The organism is Planctomycetaceae bacterium (assembly GCA_039680605.1).
In the GTDB taxonomy this organism is placed as follows: domain Bacteria; phylum Planctomycetota; class Phycisphaerae; order SM23-33; family SM23-33; genus JAJFUU01.
Genome location: JBDKTA010000062.1, coordinates 1 through 24,106, shown reverse-complemented (window position 1 = coordinate 24,106; position 24,106 = coordinate 1). Strand labels below are relative to the sequence as shown.

General features: G+C 64.4%; 17 protein-coding genes and 1 tRNA gene. 10 read left to right on the top strand and 8 right to left on the bottom strand.

Going from position 1 to position 24,106, the window contains the following annotated elements:
• Window positions 1–331: 331 nt before the first annotated feature.
• The 5 genes from ABFD92_18505 to ABFD92_18485 all read right to left on the bottom strand — a co-directional run bounded on the left by ABFD92_18505 (window position 332) and on the right by ABFD92_18485 (window position 4,207).
• Window positions 332–1,693: a VWA domain-containing protein gene (locus ABFD92_18505; GenBank protein ID MEN6506532.1), complete on the bottom strand. Its 1,362-nt coding sequence runs from the start codon at window positions 1,691–1,693 to the stop codon at window positions 332–334.
• A 70-nt stretch (window positions 1,694–1,763) separates the two neighbouring features.
• A complete protein-coding gene (locus ABFD92_18500; protein ID MEN6506531.1) occupies window positions 1,764–2,162 on the bottom strand; it encodes a TadE/TadG family type IV pilus assembly protein in 399 nt (132 codons plus the stop codon).
• A gap of 403 nt (window positions 2,163–2,565) precedes the next feature.
• Window positions 2,566–3,456, bottom strand: coding sequence for a Flp pilus assembly protein CpaB (gene cpaB / locus ABFD92_18495; GenBank protein ID MEN6506530.1), 891 nt, complete (start codon window positions 3,454–3,456; stop codon window positions 2,566–2,568).
• A gap of 16 nt (window positions 3,457–3,472) precedes the next feature.
• Window positions 3,473–4,033, bottom strand: a complete 561-nt coding sequence (locus tag ABFD92_18490; protein MEN6506529.1) for an A24 family peptidase — start codon at window positions 4,031–4,033, stop codon at window positions 3,473–3,475.
• 9 nt (window positions 4,034–4,042) lie between these two features.
• Window positions 4,043–4,207 carry a Flp family type IVb pilin gene (locus tag ABFD92_18485; protein MEN6506528.1) on the bottom strand — a complete coding sequence of 55 codons (165 nt, stop codon included), beginning with the start codon at window positions 4,205–4,207 and terminating at the stop codon, window positions 4,043–4,045.
• A 328-nt stretch (window positions 4,208–4,535) separates the two neighbouring features.
• Between ABFD92_18485 and ABFD92_18480 the strand changes: the two genes are divergently transcribed.
• The 10 genes from ABFD92_18480 to ABFD92_18435 all read left to right on the top strand — a co-directional run bounded on the left by ABFD92_18480 (window position 4,536) and on the right by ABFD92_18435 (window position 20,290).
• Complete coding sequence (locus ABFD92_18480; protein ID MEN6506527.1) at window positions 4,536–6,068, top strand: pilus assembly protein N-terminal domain-containing protein; 1,533 nt, start codon at window positions 4,536–4,538, stop codon at window positions 6,066–6,068.
• Window positions 6,065–7,201, top strand: coding sequence for a hypothetical protein (locus tag ABFD92_18475; GenBank protein ID MEN6506526.1), 1,137 nt, complete (start codon window positions 6,065–6,067; stop codon window positions 7,199–7,201). The genes ABFD92_18480 and ABFD92_18475 overlap by 4 nt, the downstream gene beginning before the upstream one ends.
• A gap of 19 nt (window positions 7,202–7,220) precedes the next feature.
• Complete coding sequence (locus tag ABFD92_18470; protein MEN6506525.1) at window positions 7,221–8,558, top strand: CpaF family protein; 1,338 nt, start codon at window positions 7,221–7,223, stop codon at window positions 8,556–8,558.
• 1 nt (window position 8,559) lies between these two features.
• Window positions 8,560–9,555, top strand: coding sequence for a type II secretion system F family protein (locus ABFD92_18465; GenBank protein ID MEN6506524.1), 996 nt, complete (start codon window positions 8,560–8,562; stop codon window positions 9,553–9,555).
• A gap of 14 nt (window positions 9,556–9,569) precedes the next feature.
• Window positions 9,570–10,472, top strand: coding sequence for a type II secretion system F family protein (locus ABFD92_18460; protein MEN6506523.1), 903 nt, complete (start codon window positions 9,570–9,572; stop codon window positions 10,470–10,472).
• A gap of 37 nt (window positions 10,473–10,509) precedes the next feature.
• Window positions 10,510–11,025: a hypothetical protein gene (locus tag ABFD92_18455; GenBank protein ID MEN6506522.1), complete on the top strand. Its 516-nt coding sequence runs from the start codon at window positions 10,510–10,512 to the stop codon at window positions 11,023–11,025.
• Window positions 11,022–11,711, top strand: a complete 690-nt coding sequence (locus ABFD92_18450) for a tetratricopeptide repeat protein (GenBank protein ID MEN6506521.1) — start codon at window positions 11,022–11,024, stop codon at window positions 11,709–11,711. The genes ABFD92_18455 and ABFD92_18450 overlap by 4 nt, the downstream gene beginning before the upstream one ends.
• A 67-nt stretch (window positions 11,712–11,778) precedes the next feature.
• On the top strand, window positions 11,779–13,083 hold the full coding sequence (locus ABFD92_18445) for a pilus assembly protein TadG-related protein (GenBank protein ID MEN6506520.1): 1,305 nt from the start codon (window positions 11,779–11,781) through the stop codon (window positions 13,081–13,083).
• 60 nt (window positions 13,084–13,143) lie between these two features.
• Window positions 13,144–15,333, top strand: a complete 2,190-nt coding sequence (locus ABFD92_18440; GenBank protein ID MEN6506519.1) for an alpha-L-fucosidase — start codon at window positions 13,144–13,146, stop codon at window positions 15,331–15,333.
• A gap of 505 nt (window positions 15,334–15,838) precedes the next feature.
• Entirely contained in the window at window positions 15,839–20,290 is a 4,452-nt protein-coding gene (locus ABFD92_18435) for a response regulator (protein ID MEN6506518.1), read from the top strand.
• Window positions 20,291–20,762: 472 nt separating this feature from the next.
• Here the strand turns inward: ABFD92_18435 and ABFD92_18430 are convergent.
• The 3 genes from ABFD92_18430 to ABFD92_18420 form a co-directional block, all read right to left on the bottom strand.
• Window positions 20,763–20,836 (bottom strand) — tRNA-Arg (locus ABFD92_18430).
• 324 nt (window positions 20,837–21,160) lie between these two features.
• A complete protein-coding gene (locus ABFD92_18425; GenBank protein ID MEN6506517.1) occupies window positions 21,161–22,624 on the bottom strand; it encodes a PRC-barrel domain-containing protein in 1,464 nt (487 codons plus the stop codon).
• Window positions 22,625–22,853: 229 nt separating this feature from the next.
• Window positions 22,854–23,852, bottom strand: a complete 999-nt coding sequence (locus tag ABFD92_18420) for a DUF1570 domain-containing protein (protein MEN6506516.1) — start codon at window positions 23,850–23,852, stop codon at window positions 22,854–22,856.
• Window positions 23,853–24,106: the final 254 nt, after the last annotated feature.

Below are 24,106 nucleotides of genomic sequence, written 5' to 3'. Positions count from 1 at the left end.
CCGGGCGTACGTTGGAGGAACTCATTGGTGTGATCGGCCAAGCTCTCAGGGCCGTGAGCGCGGAGGAGTGCCAAGGCTACTTCCGTAGCTGCGGATACGCTACAGATGATCGCTAGATGCTCTAGATGGTCTTGTTTTGAGCCATTTGCTTCTCTGCGTACTCTGCGATCTCTGCGGTTCATGCAGTTTACGGGCTAACCCCCTCAAAAATGCACCGTAAAAGCACCCAAAAAGCACCCAAACTCGGATCAGCAGCGACAAGCCCGGCGAAGCTGACAACTGCTTGGCATCCGTCAAATCCTGCACTCTCCATCCCTGGGTCCATCGGGGTCTACTCCACCAGGCGCAGGGCCCGGTGTCCGGCGATGGCGGAAAACACCTCGATCAATTGGGCCTGGGTGTCTTCCAGGCTGTCGTCGGTTTTGACGTGGTAGTGTACCCCCGAGGTGATGTCGGCGACCTCCTGCATCAGACTGACATCGGAGTCTGACCCCAGGCTGATCGTGACGATGGGGAATGCGTCGTCGGCAGCGAGGCGGGCCTGCGTGAGCGTCGCCCGTCGCGCCGCGGCAGGATTGTTCATGCCATTGAGCCAATTGGCGTTTCCGTCGGACAGCAGCACGAGCATCTTGAGCGAAGCTCCGCGCCCGTGCGCCTGGAGTTCGTCGCGCCCGGACTCGATCCCCGAGGCGATATTGGTGTAGTGATGGTAGTGCCCGGCCTGCATGTGGCGCGAACGGTTTTCCACCAGGTTCGTGTCGCGCGTCAGCGGCACCTCGATGCTCGCCCCGCCGGCGGCGCTGGTGTAGGCGACCAGGGCGGCCTGATCCAGCGTGTGCACCTGGCGCAGGTAGTTCAGGAATACCGTCACCGCGTCCTTGACTGCCGTCAGCGGCTGTTCGTGCGTCTTCCACAGGTCCGGCGTCTCGTCGGCCATGGGCATCTCCGCCAGCCAGTAGTTGATCAGCGTGAGATATCCGTAGCGTTTGGCGAAACCGGTCTGCTGGAGGACCGAGTCGTTCTTGACATAGTTGACATAGGTCGTCCAGTTCCCTGAGGGATACGGGTATGGGACGTTGGTCAGGCCCAACTGCGAGAGGATGGTCGACGTGCTGGTGGAGGTGATGAGCACCGGGTCGAAGGTCATCCTGCCGTACTGCGGCGACCCCAGGTCCATCCAGATCTCCTGGAGGTTCTTGCGGATGGCGTAAAGACCCAGCCGCTGAACGTGCGTCAGTTCGCTGTCGTCATTCATGGAAGCGGAATAATCCAGAACCAGCACGATGTCGCGCGAGCGGAACACCCCGGTGCCGGTCGAGACGACTTGCCCTTCAGGAATCCCCAGGATTCTGCCAAAACCGTAGTTGACCTGGCGATTGGCGCGCACGCGGATCGCCATCGCCGTTCCATGCGCGCCGCCCGATGTGAACGTCCGCGTCAGCGAATCCCACACGCCGATGTCGATATCGCCGTCGGACAGCAGAACCGGCTGGCCCGCCACAATATTGCGGGCGGCATACGCCTTGGCCCGACGCCGCGCTTCGCTCTGACCGGCGGGCAGACCGCTGGCCGCCGCAAGGGCCGCCGAATCTACCGCCGCATCCAACTGCACCTTGACGTACCGCGCATGCGCCGCGTCAATGGCCAGTGCGGCCGCCCCCAGCACCAGGAACAGAACCATCGTCGTCCACACCAGCACGCTTCCTCGCCGGCACCGAAGCCCCCCCCGTCGATATGAGGTGCTCACAGCACATTTCTCCTTTCTAATCGTCCTCGCGGCGCATCGTGACCTCGGCTGTCAGCGTCTTGCCATCGGTGGGAACGATGATTCCGGAAGTGATGTCGCCCATTGGAACGCTGATTCGGACCGTCGCATCGCGATCGGACGCCCCCGGCGGCGTCAGAGAGGCGCTGACGCTGAAGTTCCCATTGAGACCCGACAGGCGCGCCAGCGCCACCGCCCGGGCCTGCTCGACCGTCGCGTCGTAGACCGCCAGCCGCCGCGCCCCCTCGCGGGCGGCATTGGTCATCTCGCCGCGGACATAGAACTGGATGCTGTACTCGATGATCCCGAACGTCAGCAACAACAGCAACGGCAGCACCAGCGCCATCTCGACACAACTCAGACCCCGCCTCTTTCTTCGTTTCTGCGATATGGACATGGCATGCGATCCTTTGGCCCGCGTTTGACTCGATTACAGGATCATATGACCGCCGATCCCGCCGCCGGGGCAATTCTGCCGGAATAATCACCGGAGACAGGGAGTGCGGAGACGGGGAGGAGACGGGGAGTGCGGGATTACGCGGATTGAGAGGATTAAGAGGATTAGAAACGAAGACGGAGACGGGGAGTGCGGGATTGAGGGGATTAAGAGGATTAAGAGGATGAAAACAAAGATGAAGACGGGGAGAATCTTCTCTTCGTCCTCGTCGTCCTCGTCCTCGTCGTCGGCTTTTTCTTTTGCCAAGGCTGGACAGGACATTGCGTTTATCAGCGAACATGGCGACCCCGATGAAACTGGTGTCGCCATGCCACCCGGTCCTCGTCCTCGGTTTGTTCTGCTGCTAAGGCTGGACAGGAAAGTTGACCTTCTGCACCTGTCCGCCCTGGATCACGGTGGTCTCCCACGTCGGGGCTGGGGCGGGAGCCGGAGCGGGGGCCGGAGCGGGAGCGGGCTTTGTGGGGGCGGGTTGCGCCGGCGGCGGAGTCTTGGCCTGGTTGCGTCCCAGCATCGTCAGCAGGTGAGTGGGTTTGGCGCCGGCGTTCTGGGCGTCGAGCGGGTTGCGCAGCGCCAGCGAGAGCGTTCCGTGCTTCATGGCCAGTTGCAGGCGCTGGGCCTGTTCCCCATCGACGAGCACCGTGACGGTCATGCGGTCCAGCGAGGCGCCGGCGGTGCGGGCGGTCTTGGTCTCGGCGGCCTCTTCGCCGGCGTAGACGGTCTTGGCCTCGACGGCTAACACCTCGATGCCCTCCAGCAGCGTGACGGACATGGCGTCGCCGCTGACGTCATAAGACATCGAGGCCAGCACGTCGACGACGCTGCCTGGGTAGAGCAACCCGCGCAGGCCCGACGACCCGACCACCGGGAACGACATGGCGCGTTTGCCCTGGGGCAGTGCCGCGGCCATCTGCGCTCCGGACCCTTCCGGGGCGAAGACCGCCGAAGTGAACGCCTGTCCCGGCTCCATCGCCACCAGCAGCACGCGGCCGACCAACTGCACCGGGTCGCGCAGCGAGTCTTTGGGCATCGCCGCCGCCGCGACAGTGCGGGTCTGGATCATCTTTGCGGTGACGACGGTGCGGGCGGTCAGCGGCTCAGCCGCCACCACGATCGTCGCCTGGTCCGCAGGGGCCTGGCTCTTGCTGTTGAAGAAGGAGGCGTTGGCCATCAGCATCGCCACGCCGGTGGCCGCCAGCAGTCCGACAACGGTCAAAACGACAATCGGCATCTTCATGATATGTCTCCCTGTCTTAAACGCGAGATCGATAGAGTGCCATGGCCCCGGCGGCTGCCAGGACCCCGACGAAAATCGCAAATCCGTACGGCATCTTCAGCTTCGCGCCCTGGGCGGTCTCGGTCATCTCGCCGGGGGCGGTCGCCAGGACGAGCTGGGTCGCGGTGACGACGGCGCGGCCGGCGACCTGGCGCAGCGCGCGTTTTCGCCAGGCATAGGCAACGCCGATGGCGACGCCGGACAGCGCCACCGCCGCCAGCGCCGCCATGGCATTGACCAGACCCAACCACGCGCCCACGGCGCCCATCATCTTGGCGTCGCCCCCGCCGCCGCCGCCGCGGTAGAACAGCGCCAGGTACGGCAGAGACATCAGGGCGCAGGCACAGAGCGAATCGCCCAAGCCGCTCCAGCCGGCGGTCCATGAAGACCACGCCAGGGCGCCCATCAACACCGGCGCCGTCAGCAAGTTGGGAAGCCGCCTGCTTCGCACATCACAGGCGGCCCCAACTGCCGAGGCGATGATCACCACCGCCCACTGGACGGCGGGATCGCCTTGTGTCCACAGCGTCAACCACATCGCGGCACGTCAGGCGCCGACGCTGTCGTTGACCGACTCGAACTGCCGCGTCACCCAGGCGCCCAGCAGGCCGATCGCCGTGATCGTGGCGGCCACGATCAGCCCGGTGATGATGGCGTATTCCACCGTTTCCAGACCCTGTTCATCGCTGATCAATTTTCTGATTGCCTCCATCGGACTCTCCTTTCAGTAGGTAAGATGGAAAACCTGGCAACTGACATGGCGAGCACATGCTCCCCTCATTCGTGATGACTATATGCCCGTCTTAACGCCGCACCGGGCAAAAATATATTTTCCGTTCAATTCCCCGCGGACGAGACTCTAAGGATAGCCCCGCTGCACCACGGGAGTTTTTTTTGCGATTGACTGGGGGGAAACTTGAAAAGCCAGGCATAGAATAAGCGACTGTTGAGTTCGCGTCGCAGGCAGCCGAATCGACACACATTCAGCCGGGGAGCCAGATATGCTCGGAAAACACAGAATTTGCACGCATGGGGTTATCTTGTGCATCGCCGCTGTGGCGGTGCAGTGGGCCCGGGCTCAGGAACCGGAGCCCGCCAGCACCACCCAGCAGGCCCCGACGGAGAAGGTCTACTCCGTCGACCTGGGCAAATCGACCGTGATCAAGTCGTCCTGGCCGGTCAAGCGGGTGGCCGTGACGGATGATAAGGTAGCGGCTGTCCAGGTGCTTTCGCCCAACCAGGTTTTGCTGCAAGGCAAGAAGGTCGGGTCGACGGACGTGATTCTCTGGCGCGACGACGAGGTGTTCGAGAAGGCGCGGGTTAATGTGGTGCTGGACCTCAACGAGATCCGCGAGCAGTTCAAGACCATGTTCCCCCACGCGGTGATCAACATCACCCAGGGCGCCGGGGCCATCACGGTTGAAGGCAAAGTGACCCGTGCCGAAGAAGCCCTGCAGATCCGCCGCTACTTCGAGGCCCGGGGCGTCAAGCACGTCGACATGAGCCGCCTGGCCGGCGTGCAGCAGGTGATGCTGCACGTGCGCGTGGCGGAGGTCAGCCGCACCGCCATCCGAGCGCTGGGTCTGAACGTCTTCGACGGCGGAAGCGATTTCTTCGGCGGTTCGCAGATCGGTCCGGATATGGGCGGGGCGCTGGTGCCCATGAGCATCGGACCGGCCGCCGGGGTCAACGCCGCCAACACCATTCCCTTCACCTTCAACGCCGACGTCTCGGTCAGCCCCAACGTCACGCTCTTCGGGGGCTTTCCCGACTGGAACTTCCAGTTCTTCCTCCAGGCGCTGGCGGAGAACCAGTACCTGCGCATCCTGGCCGAGCCGACGCTGGTGGCGCTGAGCGGCGAGGAGGCCAGTTTCCTCGCCGGCGGCGAGTTCCCGATCCCCGTCGTGCAGGGGACCAGCACCGGCGGCGGCACGAGCATCACCATCGAGTACCGCGAGTTCGGCGTGCGCCTGCGGTTCCGCCCGACCGTCCTGGGCGACAACAGCATCCGCCTGTTCGTCGCTCCGGAAGTGAGCGAACTGTCCGACGCCGGGGCCGTCGAGATGCAGGGCTTCCGCATCCCCTCGCTGCGAACCCGACGCGCCGAGACCACCCTTCAACTCAGGAGCAACCAGACCTTCGCCATGGCCGGGCTGATCAACCGCGCCACCACCGCCCGCAACTCGCGAATCCCCGGCATCGGCGACCTGCCCATCCTGGGCCCCCTGGCCCGATCCGTCCGCCACACCACCGGCGAGACGGAGTTGATGGTCCTGGTGACGGCATCGCTGGTGGAACCGATGAACGTCAAGCCGCCTCTTCCCGGCGACACGCACCGTGTCGTCAACGACTGGGAACTCTTCTGCCAGGGCAAGATCGAAGGCACCGTGAAAGTGCCCGCCAAGGCCGCCTGCGAAGAAATCCAATGGCTGCAGCAGCAGGGTCTGCACCGCCTGGTCGGGCCCGGCGCCTGGCAGCGCCACGGACAGTATTCGCCCGTCAGCCGCGCCAAGGCGTGCCCCATGCCGCAACCGGCGGCGACCACCCAGCCCGCCCGGGAGCCTGGCTCATGACGCCGGAGAACGTGATCATCCTGACGCATGACGACGCGGTCGCCGGCGCGGTGGCCGGGGCCTTCAACGGACAGGCCCGCTCTATCGTCTTCACGCGCTGCGGCGGGTCCGACGACATCAGTCGCCGCCTTGGCGCCGGGCGTCCGGCCGCCGTCGTTGTCGACATCGACCACGAGCGACAGTCGCTCTTGTCGGAGTTGGCGGCCTTGACGGGGCGGTTCACCGATAGCTGCTTCGTCGTGGTCTCCAGCACTTCGAGCGAGCAGCTCATGCTGGACTCGATGGCGGCCGGGGCGCGGCATGTCCTTCGCAAGGACCAGATCGCCTCAAGTCTTCAGAGCATCCTGGAGCGTCTGCTGCCGCGCCTGGGCAGGCAGGGCTCTGTGGAGGGCGCGGCCTTTACCGTGCTGTCGACGGCGGGGGGGTGCGGCGCCACGACCGTGGCGGTGAATCTCGCCTACGAGATGTACCTGGCGGGCAAGGGTCCGGTGCTGCTGGTGGACATGGACACCGCATATGGCGGCGTGGGCACGTGCCTGAACGTCAGGGGCGAGTACGGCTTGGCCAGCGCGATGGCCGCGGGCAAGAAGATCGACCGCGACCTGGTCCGCTCCAGCGCCCGGCCCTATGCCGACGACCTGCACGTGCTGGTCAGCCCGGCGACGGTGGATTTTGCGGCCCCGCAGGCGGTGGATTTCGCGCACGTTCCGGCGGCGATGGCGGCCTTCCGCCAGGCGTACCCGGTCACGGTGATCGACGCCCCGCGCGTGGCAGCGCCGGCGGCGGCAGAGTTGGCGCTGGGCAGCCGCGCGGTGCTGATCGTGATGCAGATGCGGGTGAAGGACGTTCGCATGGCGCACGACCTTCGCGGGGCGCTGCTGGGGGGCGGGGTGGACCCGGCGCGGATCGTGCCGGTGGTCAACCGCCACCGCACCAAGGGGGCGACGGTCACCATGGACGAGGTGCGGCGCGTCATGGAGACCGACGCGGTGACGGTGCTGGCTAACGACTTCCGCCGCGCGGCGCGAAGCTTCGACCTGGGCGAACCGCTGGGCAAGGCCGCTCCCTTCTCGCCCCTGCGCAAAGACCTGCGGCGATTCATGGAAATCCTCACCGGCGATGCAACCGCCTGAAGACGGAGCCACCAGACCTATGGCGTACGACGCACAACACGTTTCGCAGGCGGCGGCCAAAGAGCCCGCCGCGCCGCAGTTCCAGCAGGTCAAGACCTCCGTACACCGGCGGCTGCTGGAGACGATGGACCTGATGGCCGCGCGGCGCATGTCGATGCCCCAGTTGCACGAGGAATGCACGCGGCGGGTGAACCACCTGCTGGGCGAGCAGCATTACCCGCTGTCGGCGCCGGAGAAGCGGCGGCTGGTCTACGAGCTGCTCGACGAGATCTTCGGTCTGGGTCCCATCGAGGACCTGCTGCGCGACCCGACCGTCAGCGACATCCTGGTCAACGGTCTGGACAAGGTCTACATCGAACGCCAGGGGATGCTGACGGGCGTGAACGTGTCCTTCCGCGACAATGACCATCTCATGCAGGTGATCCAGCGGATCGCCTCGCAGGTGGGGCGTCGCATCGACGAGAGCAGCCCGATGCTCGACGCGCGCCTGCTCGACGGGTCCCGCGTCAACGCCATTATTCCGCCGCTGGCGCTGGACGGCCCGGCGCTGAGCATCCGCCGTTTCGGCACCTGCCCGATCGAGATCGACGGGCTCATCGGCATCGGCGCTTTGACGCGCGAGATGGCCGACTTTCTCCAGTCATGCGTGCGCGTGCGGACGAATGTCCTGATCTCCGGCGGGACGGGCGCGGGCAAGACCACGCTGCTCAACGCCCTGTCGAAGTGGATCCCCGCCAACGAGCGCGTCGTGACCATCGAGGACGCCGCCGAACTGCAGCTCCAGAGAGAGCACGTCGTGCGACTCGAAACGCGGCCGCCCAATATCGAGGGCAAAGGCCAGATCACCCAGCGCGACCTGCTGCGAAACTCGCTGCGCATGCGACCCGACCGCATCGTCATCGGCGAGGTGCGCGGCGCCGAAACCCTCGACATGCTCCAGGCCATGAACACCGGACACGAAGGTTCCATGACCACCGTCCACGCCAACAACCCCCGCGAGGCCCTGCGCCGCGTCGAGAACATGGTCGCGATGGCCGGACTGAACTTCCCCATCGAGGCGATCCGCCAGCAGATGGCCGCTTCGCTGAACCTGCTGGTCCACCTGGGGCGCCTCACCGGCGGCGCCCGGCGCGTCACCAACATCGCCGAGGTCGTCGGCATGGAAGGCGACGTGATCTGCCTCAACGACCTGTTCCGCTACGTCCAGACCGGCGTCAGCCAACAAGGCGCCGCCGAGGGATATTTCGAGGCCTGCGGCGTGCGGCCTCGGATCATGGCCAAGTTCCAGGCCGAAGGCATTCATCTGCCCGACGCCCTGTTCAGCCATCGCAAGCTCAGGGCGGGAAAGGACGCGTGAAATGATCGTCGGCACGATACCAGCTTTGGACACGGTCCGATGGGCCATCGGCGTCGGGGCGTTCCTGGTGATGATCTCGGCGTGGATGGTGGCGCTGCTGGGATGGTACCTGAGGCGCCGCAAGCTGGCGGGGCGCGTGATGCAGCGACTGGGGCTGGCCCCGCAGGACCTGCAAGGCCCGACCCGGACGCTGCGTATCTGGCACGCGGGCAAAGAGGCATCCCTCGTCGTGCCCAAGACCAGCGGCGGCGGAATGTTGGCGCGCCTGGAACAGATGCGCCTGGCGGCAGGGTGGCGCACCCCCGCGGTGGCGCTGCTGCCGATGGCGGCAGGAATGGGCGCCGGGGCGTTCCTGCTGGTCTTCGCCACCACTGGGCGACTCCTGGGCGGGGCGTGCGGACTGGTGGCCATGCTGCTGGTGCTCTGGGCGTACCTCAAACGCTGCGTCAGCCGGCGCGAAACCCTCTTCGACCTGCAGTTCGTCGACGCGATGGAACTGGCGACGCGGTCCCTGCGCGCGGGGCACCCGCTCGTCGGCGCCTTCCAGCTCGTCAGCGAAGAAATCGGCCAACCCGTCGGCCCGGTCTTCGCCGAAATCTGCCAGCAGCAGGCCATGGGCCTGAGCCTCGAAGACGCCATCCACGCCGTCGGGGCGCGATCGACCAGCGAAGACATGCACCTGTTCGCCACGTCGGTGGTCATCCAGATGCGCAGCGGCGGAAACCTCGCCGACATGATGGAACGCCTCAGCCTGGTCATCCGCGACCGCATCCGCCTCAGCCGCCGCGTCCGAATCCTCACCGCGCAAACCCAGTTCGGAAAGCGGATCCTGGTGGCGTTGCCCTTCGTGCTGCTGGCCGTCCTGAGCATTCTCAACCCCAAATACATGGACCTGCTCTACAGCACCACGCCGGGGCAACTGCTGCTGGCCGGCGCCGGCGTCAGCGTGCTGATGGGCATGTGGATGATGAACCGGATGATCCGCCTGCGCTACTGACAAGGACTACAAACATGTACCCGTTCCTGGTTTTCATCTTGACGCTGCTGACGGTTCTGACGCTGGGGTGGGCGGTCATCGCCGCCAGCGTCTCGCGCCGCCGCCGCGTGTCGCAGCGCGTCCTGCAGCGGGCCGAAATGGACCGCCAGCCGCCCGCGCCGTCGCTGCCGGCGCCCTTGCGGGCCATCCATGCCATCGGCGCCATCACGTCCATGGGCGCCGTTTCCCAGAGCCTGCGAAAACGCCTTTCGCTGGCGGGTTTCTACTCGGACGCAGCTCCGAGGATCTACCTCGGCTGCAAGTTCCTGCTGCTGGCCGCGGCGGTGGCCCTGTTGCCCGCGCTGTTGTTCTGGACCTCCCTGCCGCGCGGGGTGTCGGTGCTGATCTTCCTGCTGGCGATGATGCTGGTGTTCTTTGTGCCCGACGCGGTGCTCTCGTCGCTGCGCCGAGGGCGGGCCCGCAGCGTGCGCCGGCACCTGCCCGACGCGGTGGACTTGATGGAAGTCTGCGTTACGGCCGGCATCGGGCTGGACCTGGCCTGGAACATGGTCGCCGGCGAGATCCGCCGCGTCTGCGCGATTCTGGCCGACGAGATGGCTTTGACCAATCTGGAGATGCACCTGGGCGCCCCGCGCGTCGACGCCATGCGCCACCTGGCCGACCGCACCGGCGTCGACGACATCCGGCGGCTGGTCGCCGTGCTCGTGCAGTCCGAACGCTTCGGAACCAGCATCGCCGAGGCGCTGCGGACCTTCGCCACCACCATGCGTGAAAATCGCAGCATGCTGGCCGAGGAGAACGCCGAGAAACTCGCCGTCGCCATGGTCGTGCCCATGATCCTGTTCATTTTTCCGGCCGTCTTCGTCGTGTCCGTCGGACCGGCCAGCATCACCATCGCCAGGATGATCCTCAAGTGACCGCATTCTAAACCGGAGACGTTCTATGAAACATTGCATGACAATCTGTGCCGTGCTGGGAGCGATCCTGGCCGGTTGCTGCCCTGAGCATCTGGAGACCTGCACGCGCGACGAGCAACCGCCGGTCGACGCCGAGGAAGGCCCCCGGGTCGTCGACGCCTGGCCAATCGCCGCGGCCAACGACACCGCCATCCGAAACGCCATCGTGCGTCAGAGCGCCCTGTATCCGCATCATTTCGAGATCAACAGCCACCTGCTCAATCCGCTGGGGCAGCGCGAGGTGGCGGTACTGGCGGACCATTTCCGCACCGCCCCGGGGGTGCTGGCGATACGCCGCGGCGACGAATCCACCACCCTGTACGAAACCCGCATCCAGACGGTGCTGGCGGTCATGGCCGACCGCGGTGTCGACATCCGGCGCGTCGGCGTCGACCAGGCCCCGCCCGGCGGCGACGGGATGTACTCCGACCGCGTCTTCGTCATCCTCAATGGCGACGCCGAGAGACTCGCCGCCGAAATGAAACGAAAACCCATCAGTGGAGACCAGCCATGAGCCGTAATCTTGCCGGAATGTTCCGATTGGGGTGTCTCATTGTTCTGGCCGCGGCCGCGCTGGCCGGCGGGTGCAACATGCCCAACCAGGGCGCCGTCAGCTACGAATGGGATAAGGACGAAAGCGAATGGATCCGCGGCGCCAAGCGCCCGCCCTCGGCCAGAACGCTCCTGGCGATGGCGAGAATCCTCGTCGCGCAGGGGCAGGATCAGAAGGCCCAGTTCGTGCTCGAGAAGATCCTCCAGGACTACCCGCACTTCGGTGAGGCGTACGTCGAACTGGCCGAGCTGCACATGCGCCAGCGCCGCGTCGACGTGGCCATCACCACCCTTCAGCAGGGGCTCCTGAACGTCCGCAACGACCCGGTGCTCCTCAACGACCTGGGGGTATGCTGGGTCTTCCGCACCCAGCACCAGGCCGCCGAGACGGTCTTCCGCCAGGCGTCCGCGGCCGTTCCGGGCAACACGCGATACCGCGCCAACCTGGCGATGGCCATCGCCCTGCAGGGGCGGTACGAAGAGGCGCTGTCGATCTACACGCAGATCCTCGCCCAGAGCGACGCGCACGAGAACATCGCCGTGATCGCCCTGGCCCGCAACGACACGCTGCGGGCCAAGAAGGAATGCGCCATCGCGGAAGAACTCCGTCGCCAGGAATTGCCGCCCGAAGAAGAGCAGGATAACTAGCTTGGATCCGCCCGGCGCCGTCCATATGATCCAGTGCCGGGTCAGAATGAGCGGAAGGGGGCTCGGCATGATGAGGACAGCGACAATTTCACGGCGTTGCCGCGGTGCGGTCCTGGTCTGGACGGTCTTGCTGATCGTCGTCTTTCTGAGCCTGGCGGCCCTGGTGTGCGATTGGGCCTGCATCCACCTGGTGTCGGCCCAGCTCCAGAACGCCGCCGACGCCGCCAGCCTCGCCGGGGCGCAGTTCGTCCAGAAAGACCCCGACCAGGCGCGGGCCCAGGCCGTGCGGGTGGCACGGGCAAACGCCGCCGCCGCGGCGCCTGTGCGGGTCAATTCCAATGCGTCCAACGACCCGGCCGGCGACGTCGTCATCGGGCGATTCAACACCAAGACCCACCAGTTCACGGCCACGCTGACGTCGCCCAATGCGGTCAAGGTCGTCGCCCGGCGCGACGGCACGTCGCCCGACGGACCGCTGCCCCTGGCCTTTGCCAGCCTGGTCGGCATCTCCCACGCGAACGTCAGAGGCCATGCCATCGCCATGATGACCAGCATTGCCGGCGCTCCGGCCGTCCTGGTGCTCGACCCGCACGCCCCCAGCGCCCTCAGCGCCGTCGGAAACGGACGCATGACCGTCAGTGGCGGCGACATCCACGTCGACAGCGACTCGCGGTCGGCCGTCACCGGTACCGGCAATGTGCGTCTCGACGCCGACAATCTCAACATCGTCGGCGAGATGCGTTTCACCGGCAATAGTGGGGCGGACGCCCCTGTCAAGACCGGGGCCGACTACATTGCCGACCCGCTGGCGACTTTGCCGGCGCCTCCCATCACCGCCGACCTGGGTACGATATCCCTGAAGAACAAGGCCACCGCGACGATCGACCCGGGGTATTACAGCGGCGGGATCACGCTGACCGCCAACGCGTCGATCACGCTCAATCCGGGCATCTACGTCGTGGACGGTGCGGGCTTTCAGGTCAGCGGCAACGGCAGCATTCTGGCCGAAGGCGTCATGGTCTACATCAAGGGCTCGGGCATACTCGACCTGACGGGAAACGGGACAGTCAGGATCACGCCGCCCAACCCCGCCGTCCACACTTTCCAGGGCGCCGATACCTATGAGGGCATCGCGTTCTTTCAGGAACGCACCAGCAACAGTAGCGCCAGTCTCAGCGGCAACGGAGGCATGTCCGTCGACGGGGCCCTTTACCTGCCCGGCGCCCAACTCACCCTGACCGGCAACGGCGACACCCTGGGAGCCCAACTGATCGTGAACACACTTCGCATGACCGGCAACGGCGAAGTCACCATCAACTACGACAAAGGCAATCGCCCCCCAACCCTCACGCGCGTGTTCCTGGTGGAGTGACATCTCTCTGCATCAGTGGTAGACTTCGCCCGTTCTCTATTGAAACGGAGCGAGATGCCCATGGTTTCCAACATCAACTGGTCCGCATTCCTGGCTCGGCATGATCTGATCTGGAAGAAGATTCCGCATGCCTGGTGGCAGGCGCCCTTTCTGGGCAACGGGATGCTCGGTCTGATGATCCGCCAGGACGGTCCGGCCGACGAGTTGCGATTCGATGTCGGCCGCACTGACGCGTACGACCATCGCAAGGCCGGCGGCGCGTGGCTCAACCGCTGCCGCCTGCCCATCGGGCACTTTGTCCTGCATACCAGCGGAACGATCGAAGGCTTCCAGGGGCGGCTGGACCTGTGGAATGCCCAGTACACCGGCGAGGTCATAACCTCATCTGGGCGCATCGCGCTGCGCGCCATCGTGCATGCCCAGCGCATGCTGATTCTCGTCGAGATGGCGCCCAGCGAAGGCGAACACGGCTGCCGCATCGAGTGGCGCGCCGAGGAAGCCGTCTGCTATAACCGAACCTGGGCGGTTGAAAAGCTCAAGAGCGGCGATGACGAGTGGGCCCGGGCCTGGGCCCAGCCGGACTACGTTCCCCATCCGCCGGTCGAGCTCGGCTGCCGCGGCGAGGTTCTGTACTGCCTCCAGCGGCTGATCGAGGGCGGCCAGACCGCCACGGCATGGCGCGTGGTCGAAGCCTCCGCCGGACGGCGCACGCTGGTGGCCGCCATCGCCCACAGCTACCCCCAGGAGTCCGCCGTCGCCGACGCCTGCGGCGAAGTCGCCCATGGCGCCGCGTCGTCGATGGAAGCTCTGGCGGCCTCGCATCGCCAGTGGTGGCACGAGTACTACCCCGCCAGTTTCGTCTCGCTGGGCGACGCTTACTGGGAGGGCTTCTACTGGATCCAGATGTACAAGTTCGCCAGCGCCACCCGGGCCGACCGCGCCATGATCGACAACAACGGGCCCTGGTACCAGCCGACGCATTGGCCCTGCGCGTGGTTCAACCTCAACGTGCAGTTGACCTACTGGCTCCCCGCCGACTCCAACCGCCTCGACCTGGCCGAGTCGCTCATCGGACGCCTGGACCGCTATCGCCACAACCTCGTGGCCAACATGCCGCCCGAGTTCGGCGGCGACTGCGCAGGCCTGTACACCGTCGTGCCGCCGGACCTGACCAGCCCCTTCGACATGCAGTGCCTGGGCGATCTGCCCTGGGCACTTCACGACTACTGGCGCGTCCTCCGCCGCTCCATGGACACCACCCGCATGCGCGAAAAGTTCCTCCCGCTGCTGCGCCAGGCCATCAACACCTATCTGCACGTGATCACCCGCGGAGACGACGGCCGCTGGCACATCCCCCGCAGTTTCAGCCCCGAGTACGGCTGGGCCGAAGACACCAACTACAACCTCGCGCTGCTGCGGTGGAGTCTCCAGACGGCCATTGCGCTGTGCGAGCAGTTCGGTCTGAGCGAACCGCTGCTGCCGCGCTGGCGGGAGGTGCTCGACGGGCTTGTCGATTATCCCGTCGATGCCAACGGCTACATGATCGGCCGCGACACGCCCTTTGCCATGGGGCACCGGCACTACTCGCACCTGCTGATGGTCTACCCGTTGCATCTGGTGACGGCAGGCGAGCCTGGGGCGAGCGAACTGGTCTCCAGGACGCTGCGCCACTGGCTGGGGTTCGCTGAGGGCAAATGCGGATACACCTGGACGGGTGCGGCGTCCATCGCCGCGGCGTTGGGGGAGGGCGATTTTGCCCTGGAGTGCCTCAACGGTCTCAAGACCACGCCCAACGACCACATCAACGTCACGACAATGTACGACGAAGGCTGGCCGGTGCTTGAGACGCCGTTCTCGGCCGCCCAGGCGATCCACGAGATGCTGCTGCAGAGCTGGGGCTCGGCCATCGAGATCTTTCCCGCCGTCCCCGACGCCTGGGGCGACGTGGCGTTCTGCGACCTGCTGGCCGAAGGCGCGTTCCTCGTCAGCGCCGTTCGCCGCGGCGGGCGCACCGTCACGGTGCGAATCAAGAGCCTCGCCGGCGGCCCGGCGCGCCTCAAGAGCGGCATGAAGCACCCGCGCGTTCATAGCGGCCCGCCGGCCCCGCGTGACCTGGGCAACGGCGTCCTGGAATTGACGCTCTCTCAAGGCCAGGAACTCGTGCTGGTAGAAGAAGGAAGCAGCCCCGCCGACATCGCACCAGTGCTCCTTCCCCCCGCTCAAGGCCAGAACCTTTTCGGGCTCAAGTAGCAGTGGGGCGGGCAATTACATCTATAACAGCAAGATGCATGCGGGATCATTAGGAATTCTACCTACGCCATTTCCTAGGTGTTGCACCTATAAAATTTCCAGAATGTTTACCTATGGTTTACTCCGGGAAATCCAGGTAAGTTCCGAATTGATATTCGGTTCCGGGAGGCTGCTAGCGCAACGCATCAATGGCATAAACTCTGTAATTGTTACCGCGTGCAATTGGGCCACGAAAGGTCAGACCCAGATGAAACGAAACCATGGTAAGAAATCATCAGCGGGTCCGGCTCATTCCAAAGAGTCCGAGCGTCTTGTGGCTTTACCCCAGATCTCACCGCCGACGGCTGCCTCTGCCGCGCCAGAGAGTCATTGGCTTAGCGGCGATGCGGAGATGTCGCGCAGAATCAGGGAGTTTGATTGGTCCAGAACGGCGCTAGGCGAGCCCTCTCTATGGGCTGCCAGCTTGCGCGCCGCCACGAGCATCTGCCTCCACTCGCGATTCCCCATGTTTATTGCCTGGGGTGCGCATCGCGCCATGCTCTACAACGATGCTTATATTGCCGTGCTGGCTGGCAAGCACCCCGCGGCGCTGGGCCAGCCGGCGCAGGAGGTATGGGGGGAGATCTGGCATATCCTCGGGCCGCACTGGGCGCACGTCTTCGATAAAGGCGAGGCTACCTGGGCGGAAGATCTGCTGCTGCTAATGAACCGTAGCGGCTACGACGAGGAGACCTATTTCACGTTCTCCTACAGTCCGATCCGTGATGAAATGGGCAGCGTAGGGGGCATGTTCTGTGCCTGCCAAGAGACCACTCACAAAGTCGTCGGCGAGCGGCGTCTCAAGACTCTGCGCGAACTGGCCGCTCAAGCCACAATGGCCAAGAGCGCCAAGGAAGCCTGCGCGACGGCCACCCAGACGCTTTCAGGCAACCACTTCGACCTGCCTTTCGCCCTGCTCTACCTGTGCGATGGCAACAGAGACGCCGCGTCACTGGCAGGCGCCGCCGGTCTTGTGGGGGATGGGCCGGCCAGCCCGTCCTGCGTGGCGCTGGATAGAGAAGGTTCTGATGGATGGCCGCTGGGACAGGTCCTTCGCGATGGGACTGCTCAGTGTATTGAGAACCTGCCGGATCGCTTTGGCTCGCTGCCCGCGGGCCCATGGACCCAACCCACCACCCGCGCGCTTCTGCTGCCCCTCCAGTTGGCCGCCAACGAGCCGCCTGCCGGGGTCCTGATCGCAGGGATCAGCCCGGTGCGCCCGCTTGACGAAGGTTACCGCACGTTCTTGGAAGTAGCCGCCGGGCAGATCGCCTCGTCGATTGCCAACGCCCGCGCCTATGAGCAGGAGCGTCAAAAGGCAGAGGCTCTGGCGGAGTTGGACCGCGCCAAGACCGCCTTCTTCAGCAATGTCAGCCACGAGTTCCGCACGCCGCTGACGCTCATGCTGGGGCCGGTGGAGGATCTGCTTGGCCGCAGTCACACTGATCTTCCCCCCGCGGCCAAGGGTCAGTTGGAGGTGGTGAATCGCAACGGCCTTCGACTCCTGCGCCTCGTGAACACGCTGCTGGACTTCTCGCGAATCGAGGCCGGGCGGGTACAGGCGGTGTTCGAGCCGACTGACCTGGCCGCGTTCACTGCTGAGCTGGCCAGCGTGTTTCGCGCCGCCACGGAAAGGGCGGGGCTGGGGCTCAAGGTGGATTGCGCCAGACTCCCTGAAGCGGTCTACGTGGATCGTGATATGTGGGAGAAGATCGTTCTGAACCTGATTTCAAACGCGTTCAAGTTCACATTCGAAGGCGAGATTGAAGTCAGTATCCATGCCGAATCAGCCAATGCCGTTCTGACCGTGCGCGACACGGGTGTCGGCATCCCCGCCGAGGAAATGCCCCGCATCTTTGAGCGATTTCATCGCATCCAGAACATGCGCAGCCGCACCCACGAAGGTAGCGGCATTGGACTGGCCCTGGTCCACGAATTGGTCAAGCTCCATTGTGGGTCTATCCGAGCCGAAAGCGATCTGGGCAAAGGTACTGCGTTCATCGTCACGATTCCTTTGGGTTCTAAGCATCTGCCTGCTGAGCATCTTGGCAGCAGCCGAAATCTGGCATCCACCGCTGTCGGAGCCGCGCCTTTCGTCGAGGAGGCATTGCGCTGGTTACCGCAAGCCGCCCCGGTGGAGGAGGCGGCCGTACCGCCTTCGCATCACGAGTTGATGCCCGTTCCCTGCCCTTGGGGCGATGGAGACGTTGGCGATGGCCGGGCGCGAATTATAGTGGCGGACGACAATGCGGACATGCGCCACTACCTGGCCCGCATGCTCAGCGAACGATACAACGTGAAGGCGGTCCCGGACGGCCAGGCGGCCCTAGCCGCCGCTCGCCAGAACCGCCCGGATCTGATCCTCAGCGATGTCATGATGCCGAATCTCGATGGTTTCGGCTTGGTGCGCGAGCTGAGGGCGGACCGCGACCTGAAGACCATTCCCACCATCCTGCTTTCCGCCAGAGCGGGCGAAGAGGCCCGCGTGGAAGGCATGCAGCAGGGCGCCGACGACTATCTGGTAAAGCCCTTCAGCACCCGAGAACTGCTGGCCCGCGTCGCCGCGCACCTGGATATGGCCGCCCTGCGCAAGGAGGCCCAGGAGCAGATTCGCCGCAGCGAGGAGCAATACCGTCTTCTATTCGACAAGAGCCCCGACGGCATCTTCTGCGTGGACCCGGCCGGGAAGTTCACGCAGGCCAATCCCGCCTGCCAGGCTATTTCCGGCTACACGCGCAGTGAGATGCTGCAGATGACCTTCATGGACATCTGCGCGCCCGACCAGTTGGCCCACGCGTTGGAACATTTTCATCGAGGGCTCGCCCAGCGCATACCGCTGCAATTTGAGGTGGCGATTCTCCACAAGGATGGCCGGCGCGTCGAACTATGGATATCTGGAGAGCCCCTCCTGGAGGGCGATGCCGTTGCAGGGGCTCATTGCACCGCCAGGGATATCACCGACCGCAAGCGGGCCGAGGAGGCGCTGCGAGCGAGCGAGGAGAAGTACCGTAACCTCTTCAACTCCATGGACGAAGGCTTCTTCCTGATCGATGTCATCTTCGATGATCAGGACCGCGCCGTGGACATGTGCTATGTGGAGGCCAATGCCGCCGCGACCAGGATACTGGGGATGGACTTCACCGGTAAGCGCCTGCGCGAGATCAGCCCGGACTACGAGGAGTACTGGTACGAAGTCTTCGGCGAGGTTGCCCGGACCGGACAGGGTGCCCAGATGGAGCGCTATGCCGCCCACGACCATAAGTGGTACAGCTTCTATGTCTTCAAGGTGGGCGGTCCCGAGAGCCGGCGCATCGGGAACGTCTTCACAGACATCACCGACCGCAAGCAGGCCGAGGAGGCACTTCGTGAAAGCGAGGAGCGGCTCAAGCGGGTGGCCCGTGCCGGGCAAATCGGCTTTTACGAGTGGAACGTCACGCACAACACAGGCTACTGGAGCCAAGAGCACTATGAGCTGTTCGGCATCCCCTCCGGCTCGGCGATAAGCTATGAGCGCTGGCTCGCATGCGTTCATCCCGACGATCGAGCGCGCATCTCACGGTCGGGGGCTTCATTGCTGGCGCAGGCTAAAAACAGAGTGTCCATCGATTTACACCGCGACGAGTATCGCGTGCTCCTACCTGATGGAGCTACCATCTGGGTTGAGACTACAACGACGATCCAGCCCGACGACGGCCACGATCTGGTCATGCGAGGCTCCGTGCGTCAGATCACTGAGCGCAAGCTCGCCGAAGAGGCGATTCGTCAGGCCAAAGAGGATTTGGAACAGCGGGTTGCCGCACGCACGGCGGAACTGAAGCATCGTTCCGAGCAGTTGGCGCGACTGGCCGCGGAACTTGCCCTGACCGAACAGCGCGAGCGCTGCCGCCTGGCGCAGGTGCTCCACGACGGCTTGCAGCAACTGCTCGTGGGGGCCAAGTTCCATCTGGCTGTGCTGGAACGCGCGGGCGATTCTGCCATGCGAAAAGCCATTTCAAACGTGCTGAATCTGCTGGATGATTCTATTGAGACTTCCCGCTCGCTGACGGCCGAGTTGAGCCCGCCGATTCTGCATGAAGGCGGCCTGATCCCGGCGCTGGAGTGGCTGGCCCGATGGATGCAGGAGAAGCACGGCCTGAGGGTGGATATAAGCGTCCCCAGGCTCACCAAGCCGCTGCGGGAGGATATTACCATCCTGCTGTTCCAGGCAACTCGGGAACTGCTGTTCAACGTGGTCAAACACGCCGGCGTGAAATCCACCAAGGTATGCGTGACCCGGCCCAACGGCTCGATCCAAATAACCGTGGCGGACGAGGGGACCGGGTTCGACCCCGAAGCCATTCGCGGCAGGACCGTTACGGGTGGTTTTGGACTTTTCAGTATCCGCGAGCGACTGGGGCTGCTGGGCGGAACAATCGAGATCGACAGTGCCCCCAGCCGAGGCAGCCGCTTTACGCTGGTTGCCCCCGCATTGCCGCCGGCGCCGCCGCAGGCACAGCAGAGGGCACAAATATCGGTGATGATGGCTCCTCCGGTTCAAGACGCCGCCGAGGGCAGAATCCGCATCGTGCTGGTGGACGACCATATCGTCATGCGCCAGGGAATGGCTTCGTTGCTTCGCGAGGAGCCCGACATGGTGATCGTCGGCGAGGCCTCCGACGGCGAGTCGGCTGTGAGCCTGGTGCGAGAGCTTCGCCCTGACGTGGTGCTCATGGATATCTCCATGCCGGGCATGAACGGCATCGAGGCCACTCGCATCCTTCACGCGGAGTTCCCCAATACACGAATCATCGGCCTGTCTATGTTCGAGCAAGATGAACAGGCCAAGGCCATGCTCGAGGCGGGCGCGGCAGAATACCTGACCAAGAGCGGGCCTTCGGACGCCCTGGTGGCCGCCATCAGGAAACATGCCAACGCTTGAAAGAGTTGAATCGCACAGGCGTCAATTGTGCCTCTGCCGCCCTTTTATACTCTCTTGATCCTCTCAATCCGCGTAATCCCGCACTCCCCGTCCCTGTCCCCGTCCCTGTCCCAGTTTCTAATCCTCTTATCCTCTCAATCCGCGTAATCCCGCACTCCCCGTCCCTGCCCCCGTCCCCGTCCCAGTTTCTAATCCTCTCTGTTTTCTACCGGTCTCTGCTCTGGGTTTTGCCGCGGAGCGGCACTACGCCCTGCTGGCACAAGTTCGAACCAGGCGGCAATACGATCCGGGAACTCATCGAATCGTGCTGTTGCTCTAACGGCCAGAGAGTAGAGAGTAGAGAGGAGACCGAGGAGAGCGGTCCAGCAGCCACTGAGCGTCTTGACGCGACTGAAGGCTCTGCCGGTATTCCTACTTTCTCCTTTCTACGCTCTCCTCTCTAGTTCAAAGGCCCCTTGCGGGGCCTTTGAACTACGCCCGACAGGATTCGAACCTGTGACCTGCGGTTTAGGAAACCGCCGCTCTATCCTACTGAGCTACGGGCGCGGGGGGTGTGATCGAAGTGTAGCCTCGCGCGGCGGGGCAATCAAGGATGGGCTGCAGGGCGGGAATGCGGGGCGAACTGCGATCGTCGGGCGGGTCGCCATGGGTGTGCGCTGAGCATCATGGCGCCCACGAGAAACAGAAACGTGTGTCGCCATGCCACCCATCTCTGATTCTCGTTCTTTTCTGTGCCGGCTGTGGACCAACTCTCTTTTTCCGAAGTTGCTGGCTGCAGTGCAGACATAAAAAACGGTCCGGCTGGACGCGAGTCTTTTTGACTGTGCGTCCTGCCGGACCTGGGAACTCTACGTCACGTTGCTCCGGTCGTCAACGCCTGGGAGCATCCTGGCCAGGCTTGGACAGATCATCCGGGCGTTCGTAGCCGTTGCTCTTGGGCTGATCCGAAGGCATGGACGGAGAGGGAGTCAGATCCCTTTCGGTCCAAAGCGGCTTGCCCTGCTGATCGCGAAGCTGCAGGGTCTGGTCGCCCTTGCGGATCTGCGTGGCCATCACCACGGTTCGCCCTTCCATATCAGCCTGGGCGCCGGTGATGTGAACGGTGTCACCGCTGGCCAGGTTGAGGCCCTTGGCGTCAACGAAGCCGGCCGGTCCGAGGTGGACGATATACGTCTTGCCATCCTCGGCCTTGACGCGCAGACGCTGCCCCGCGGCCGCATCGGGCGCCGGGCGGAACGTGCTGACGCTCTCGATGGTGCCCTGGATGGTGGTCACCTTGTCGGCAGCGAACTGCTTGTTGTAGTCGCTGTCGGCCATCCACGCTTTGCCAGCGGTTTCACTGGGTCGGCCGGTATAGCCGTACACCTGCCAGTAGGGTTCGGCGTTGTACTTCTGGTACACGCCTTGCGACCACTGGCGGTTGGCAAAGTCAGGATAGCTGTCGGACGCGAAGGCCGTCGATTCCAGCGTATCCTTGGTGGCATTAAGACGAGCCACATCCTTGGACGCGTCAAAATTCAGAGCATTCCACGGCACGGCAGACATCTTCTCGCCGATGCCCAGGATGCCGCCGTACGAGACGACCGCAAAGGTCACATAGCCCTCGCCCTGATGCATCGCGGTGGGGGCGGGGGTGGCAGGGCGAGGCCTGTCCGCAGCTTCCTTATCGCGGTCCTTGACGTCGATGTTCAGCGGTCCGACGCCCACGCGCACGCGATCGGTATCGCGAGCGGGCTGCTCGGACGGACTGGCCGTGGCGGCCGCCGCGGGCGTCTCGATGATCAGGTTCTCGATGTCGCCGAGCTTCTTGTCATCGCTTCCGCGAACGGAAGTTCCGACGATCTCGCTCACTCGACGCAGATGCATCCGCTCCCTGTAAGCCTCACGTGCGGCCTCGCGCCGCTCGCCAGCGGCGGCAGTGCCGGCTCTCCAGTTCATGTCCGCCTGGGGCGGATAATTCTTGGAGTCGAATCCCCGCAGGTTGTCGAAATGGTTCTTTTCGACATTGAGCGTCAGGCGGGCTTCAGGCGAGATGCCGAAAGCCTGCCAGGGAATCGGAAACAGCTTGCCATTGGCCGACAAAGCCACGTAAGAAACCCGGTCGCGTTGAGGCGACAGGACGATGTCTTTCACCGAGCCTACCTTTTCGCCCCGGTCGTTCTTGACGTCGGTTCCCAGCAAGTCGTGAGCCCTGACCACCTTTCCTGGCGCGGGCTGCGCTTGCATATTATTCGGCTGGGCCTCTTGTGCATGCGCCGCTACCGCCCAACCCAGCAGCAGTGCAGTGCTGGCCAACAGGCCAGCGCCAATTACAGAGCGCTTTCGTGCAAACATGACCGACTCCTTTCCGCCTTTCGATCCAGCAGCCGGACGGACTGCCACCAAGGCGGTCCCCCGATTTCGTTTCGCTGTCGCCGGCTGCCGGCAAGGCGGCCCTACACTATTTTAGTTTCACCGCCGCTGCGGTCGCACTCGAGCGGGTCCTGAATCTGGCTGCAGCTATAGGCGTACAGGGTCGAGGGAGAAAACGTATGACGCCTCCGAAGTGTGGCGGAAAGCTCTTTCAGTTCGCCGGGGCGTCCTGACCGCTGGCGACGGTAGTCTCGATGGCCAGGGTCGCGACGTACTGGCGGAACTGGGCGTCGAGGCTCTCGAAGGGTCCGAAGCTGCGCAGGAACTCCTGCCGCAACTGCAGTTCGTTTCGTCGCCCGGCGGGCAGGCGGCTCAACGAAGCCATGTAGTCCTTGAGTTGGACGGGCTTGCGATTGAGCAGAAAGTGGAACACGCCCCAGATCTGGGCGTAGGCGTTCTCGGTGGCCTGCTCGTTCTCGACAGGCACGCTGGTCCAGGCGGTCAACTGCGACAGGGGGATCAGGCCGGCGCCGCGAAGAGCCCGGAGGCGCCGCGGATTCGTGGCCGCCAGGGGCCAGGGCGAGTTCAGGGCTGTCTCCAGGTTCGTGGCGATGCCTTCCGAAACCCAGACCGGATACATCACGCCGCGTTTCTGCAGCCCGGTGTTGTAGGCGAGCTGGTGGGCGGCCTCGTGGGCCACTTCGGTCATGTCCTCGTCGTGGTGGGCGTCTCGGGGGCGGAAGACGGCTACGCGGTTCGTCCGCGTCGAGTAGTAGCCCCGCGACCACCACAGATCGCTTCGGTCTGCCGAGCGGGCGTAGCGGTCGAAGTCGGCCCGGGTGGCAAAGCAGACCCAGGTCAGCGGACCGCTGGGTGCGTCGAGGGTGAACCCCGCGTTCAGGAAGCTCTGACAGAACCGTTCATAGACATTTTCAAGAACCGGCAGGGTCTTGGCCGACCATCCGCTGCCGCGAGGGCTCAGCACCACGAAGCTGCTCCTGGTCCCCTGGGCCCATCCCAGTCCCAAGTCCCTTCCCAGATCGGCGACTTCACGCAGATACGCTGCCGCCAGTGGCGCCGGGGCGGGTGTGGCGGTTGCTGAGGGCGCAGCACCGGGGGCCGCCCGCATGGGCTGACCGGCAAACTCCACCGGCCACCACAGCATGGCGAAGATGGCTGCAGCGGCGATCAACATCGTGATTCGGCGCACCAGAGGCCTCTCCGTTTCTTCGTCAAAAAGCGAAGGTGCTATAGGGTACAGTCTTAAAGAGGTATAAGCAATACCAATAAGGCGTAAATATGATATTCCGGGCGATCGCCGGGTGGCGGCGGGGCAAGTGAGCGACATTCTTTTCTGGCACACCGCAGCTTATATATCTGCAACCTGTTACGACTGCCAGAGAGTAGAAAGTTGAGAGTAGACCGCGGGAGAAGTCCGGGCGATAGGCCGCGATGGCAGGTCTG

Coding starts and splice junctions, on each gene's coding strand:
- ABFD92_18475 (MEN6506526.1), top strand. CDS start 6,065: ATGACGCCGGAGAACGTGATCATCCTGACGCATGACGACGCGGTCGCC.
- ABFD92_18470 (MEN6506525.1), top strand. CDS start 7,221: ATGGCGTACGACGCACAACACGTTTCGCAGGCGGCGGCCAAAGAGCCC.
- ABFD92_18500 (MEN6506531.1), bottom strand. CDS start 2,162: ATGTCCATATCGCAGAAACGAAGAAAGAGGCGGGGTCTGAGTTGTGTC.
- cpaB (MEN6506530.1), bottom strand. CDS start 3,456: ATGAAGATGCCGATTGTCGTTTTGACCGTTGTCGGACTGCTGGCGGCC.
- ABFD92_18425 (MEN6506517.1), bottom strand. CDS start 22,624: ATGTTTGCACGAAAGCGCTCTGTAATTGGCGCTGGCCTGTTGGCCAGC.
- ABFD92_18435 (MEN6506518.1), top strand. CDS start 15,839: ATGTTTATTGCCTGGGGTGCGCATCGCGCCATGCTCTACAACGATGCT.
- ABFD92_18455 (MEN6506522.1), top strand. CDS start 10,510: ATGACAATCTGTGCCGTGCTGGGAGCGATCCTGGCCGGTTGCTGCCCT.
- ABFD92_18440 (MEN6506519.1), top strand. CDS start 13,144: ATGGTTTCCAACATCAACTGGTCCGCATTCCTGGCTCGGCATGATCTG.
- ABFD92_18460 (MEN6506523.1), top strand. CDS start 9,570: ATGTACCCGTTCCTGGTTTTCATCTTGACGCTGCTGACGGTTCTGACG.
- ABFD92_18485 (MEN6506528.1), bottom strand. CDS start 4,207: ATGGAGGCAATCAGAAAATTGATCAGCGATGAACAGGGTCTGGAAACG.
- ABFD92_18490 (MEN6506529.1), bottom strand. CDS start 4,033: ATGTGGTTGACGCTGTGGACACAAGGCGATCCCGCCGTCCAGTGGGCG.
- ABFD92_18450 (MEN6506521.1), top strand. CDS start 11,022: ATGAGCCGTAATCTTGCCGGAATGTTCCGATTGGGGTGTCTCATTGTT.
- ABFD92_18445 (MEN6506520.1), top strand. CDS start 11,779: ATGATGAGGACAGCGACAATTTCACGGCGTTGCCGCGGTGCGGTCCTG.
- ABFD92_18465 (MEN6506524.1), top strand. CDS start 8,560: ATGATCGTCGGCACGATACCAGCTTTGGACACGGTCCGATGGGCCATC.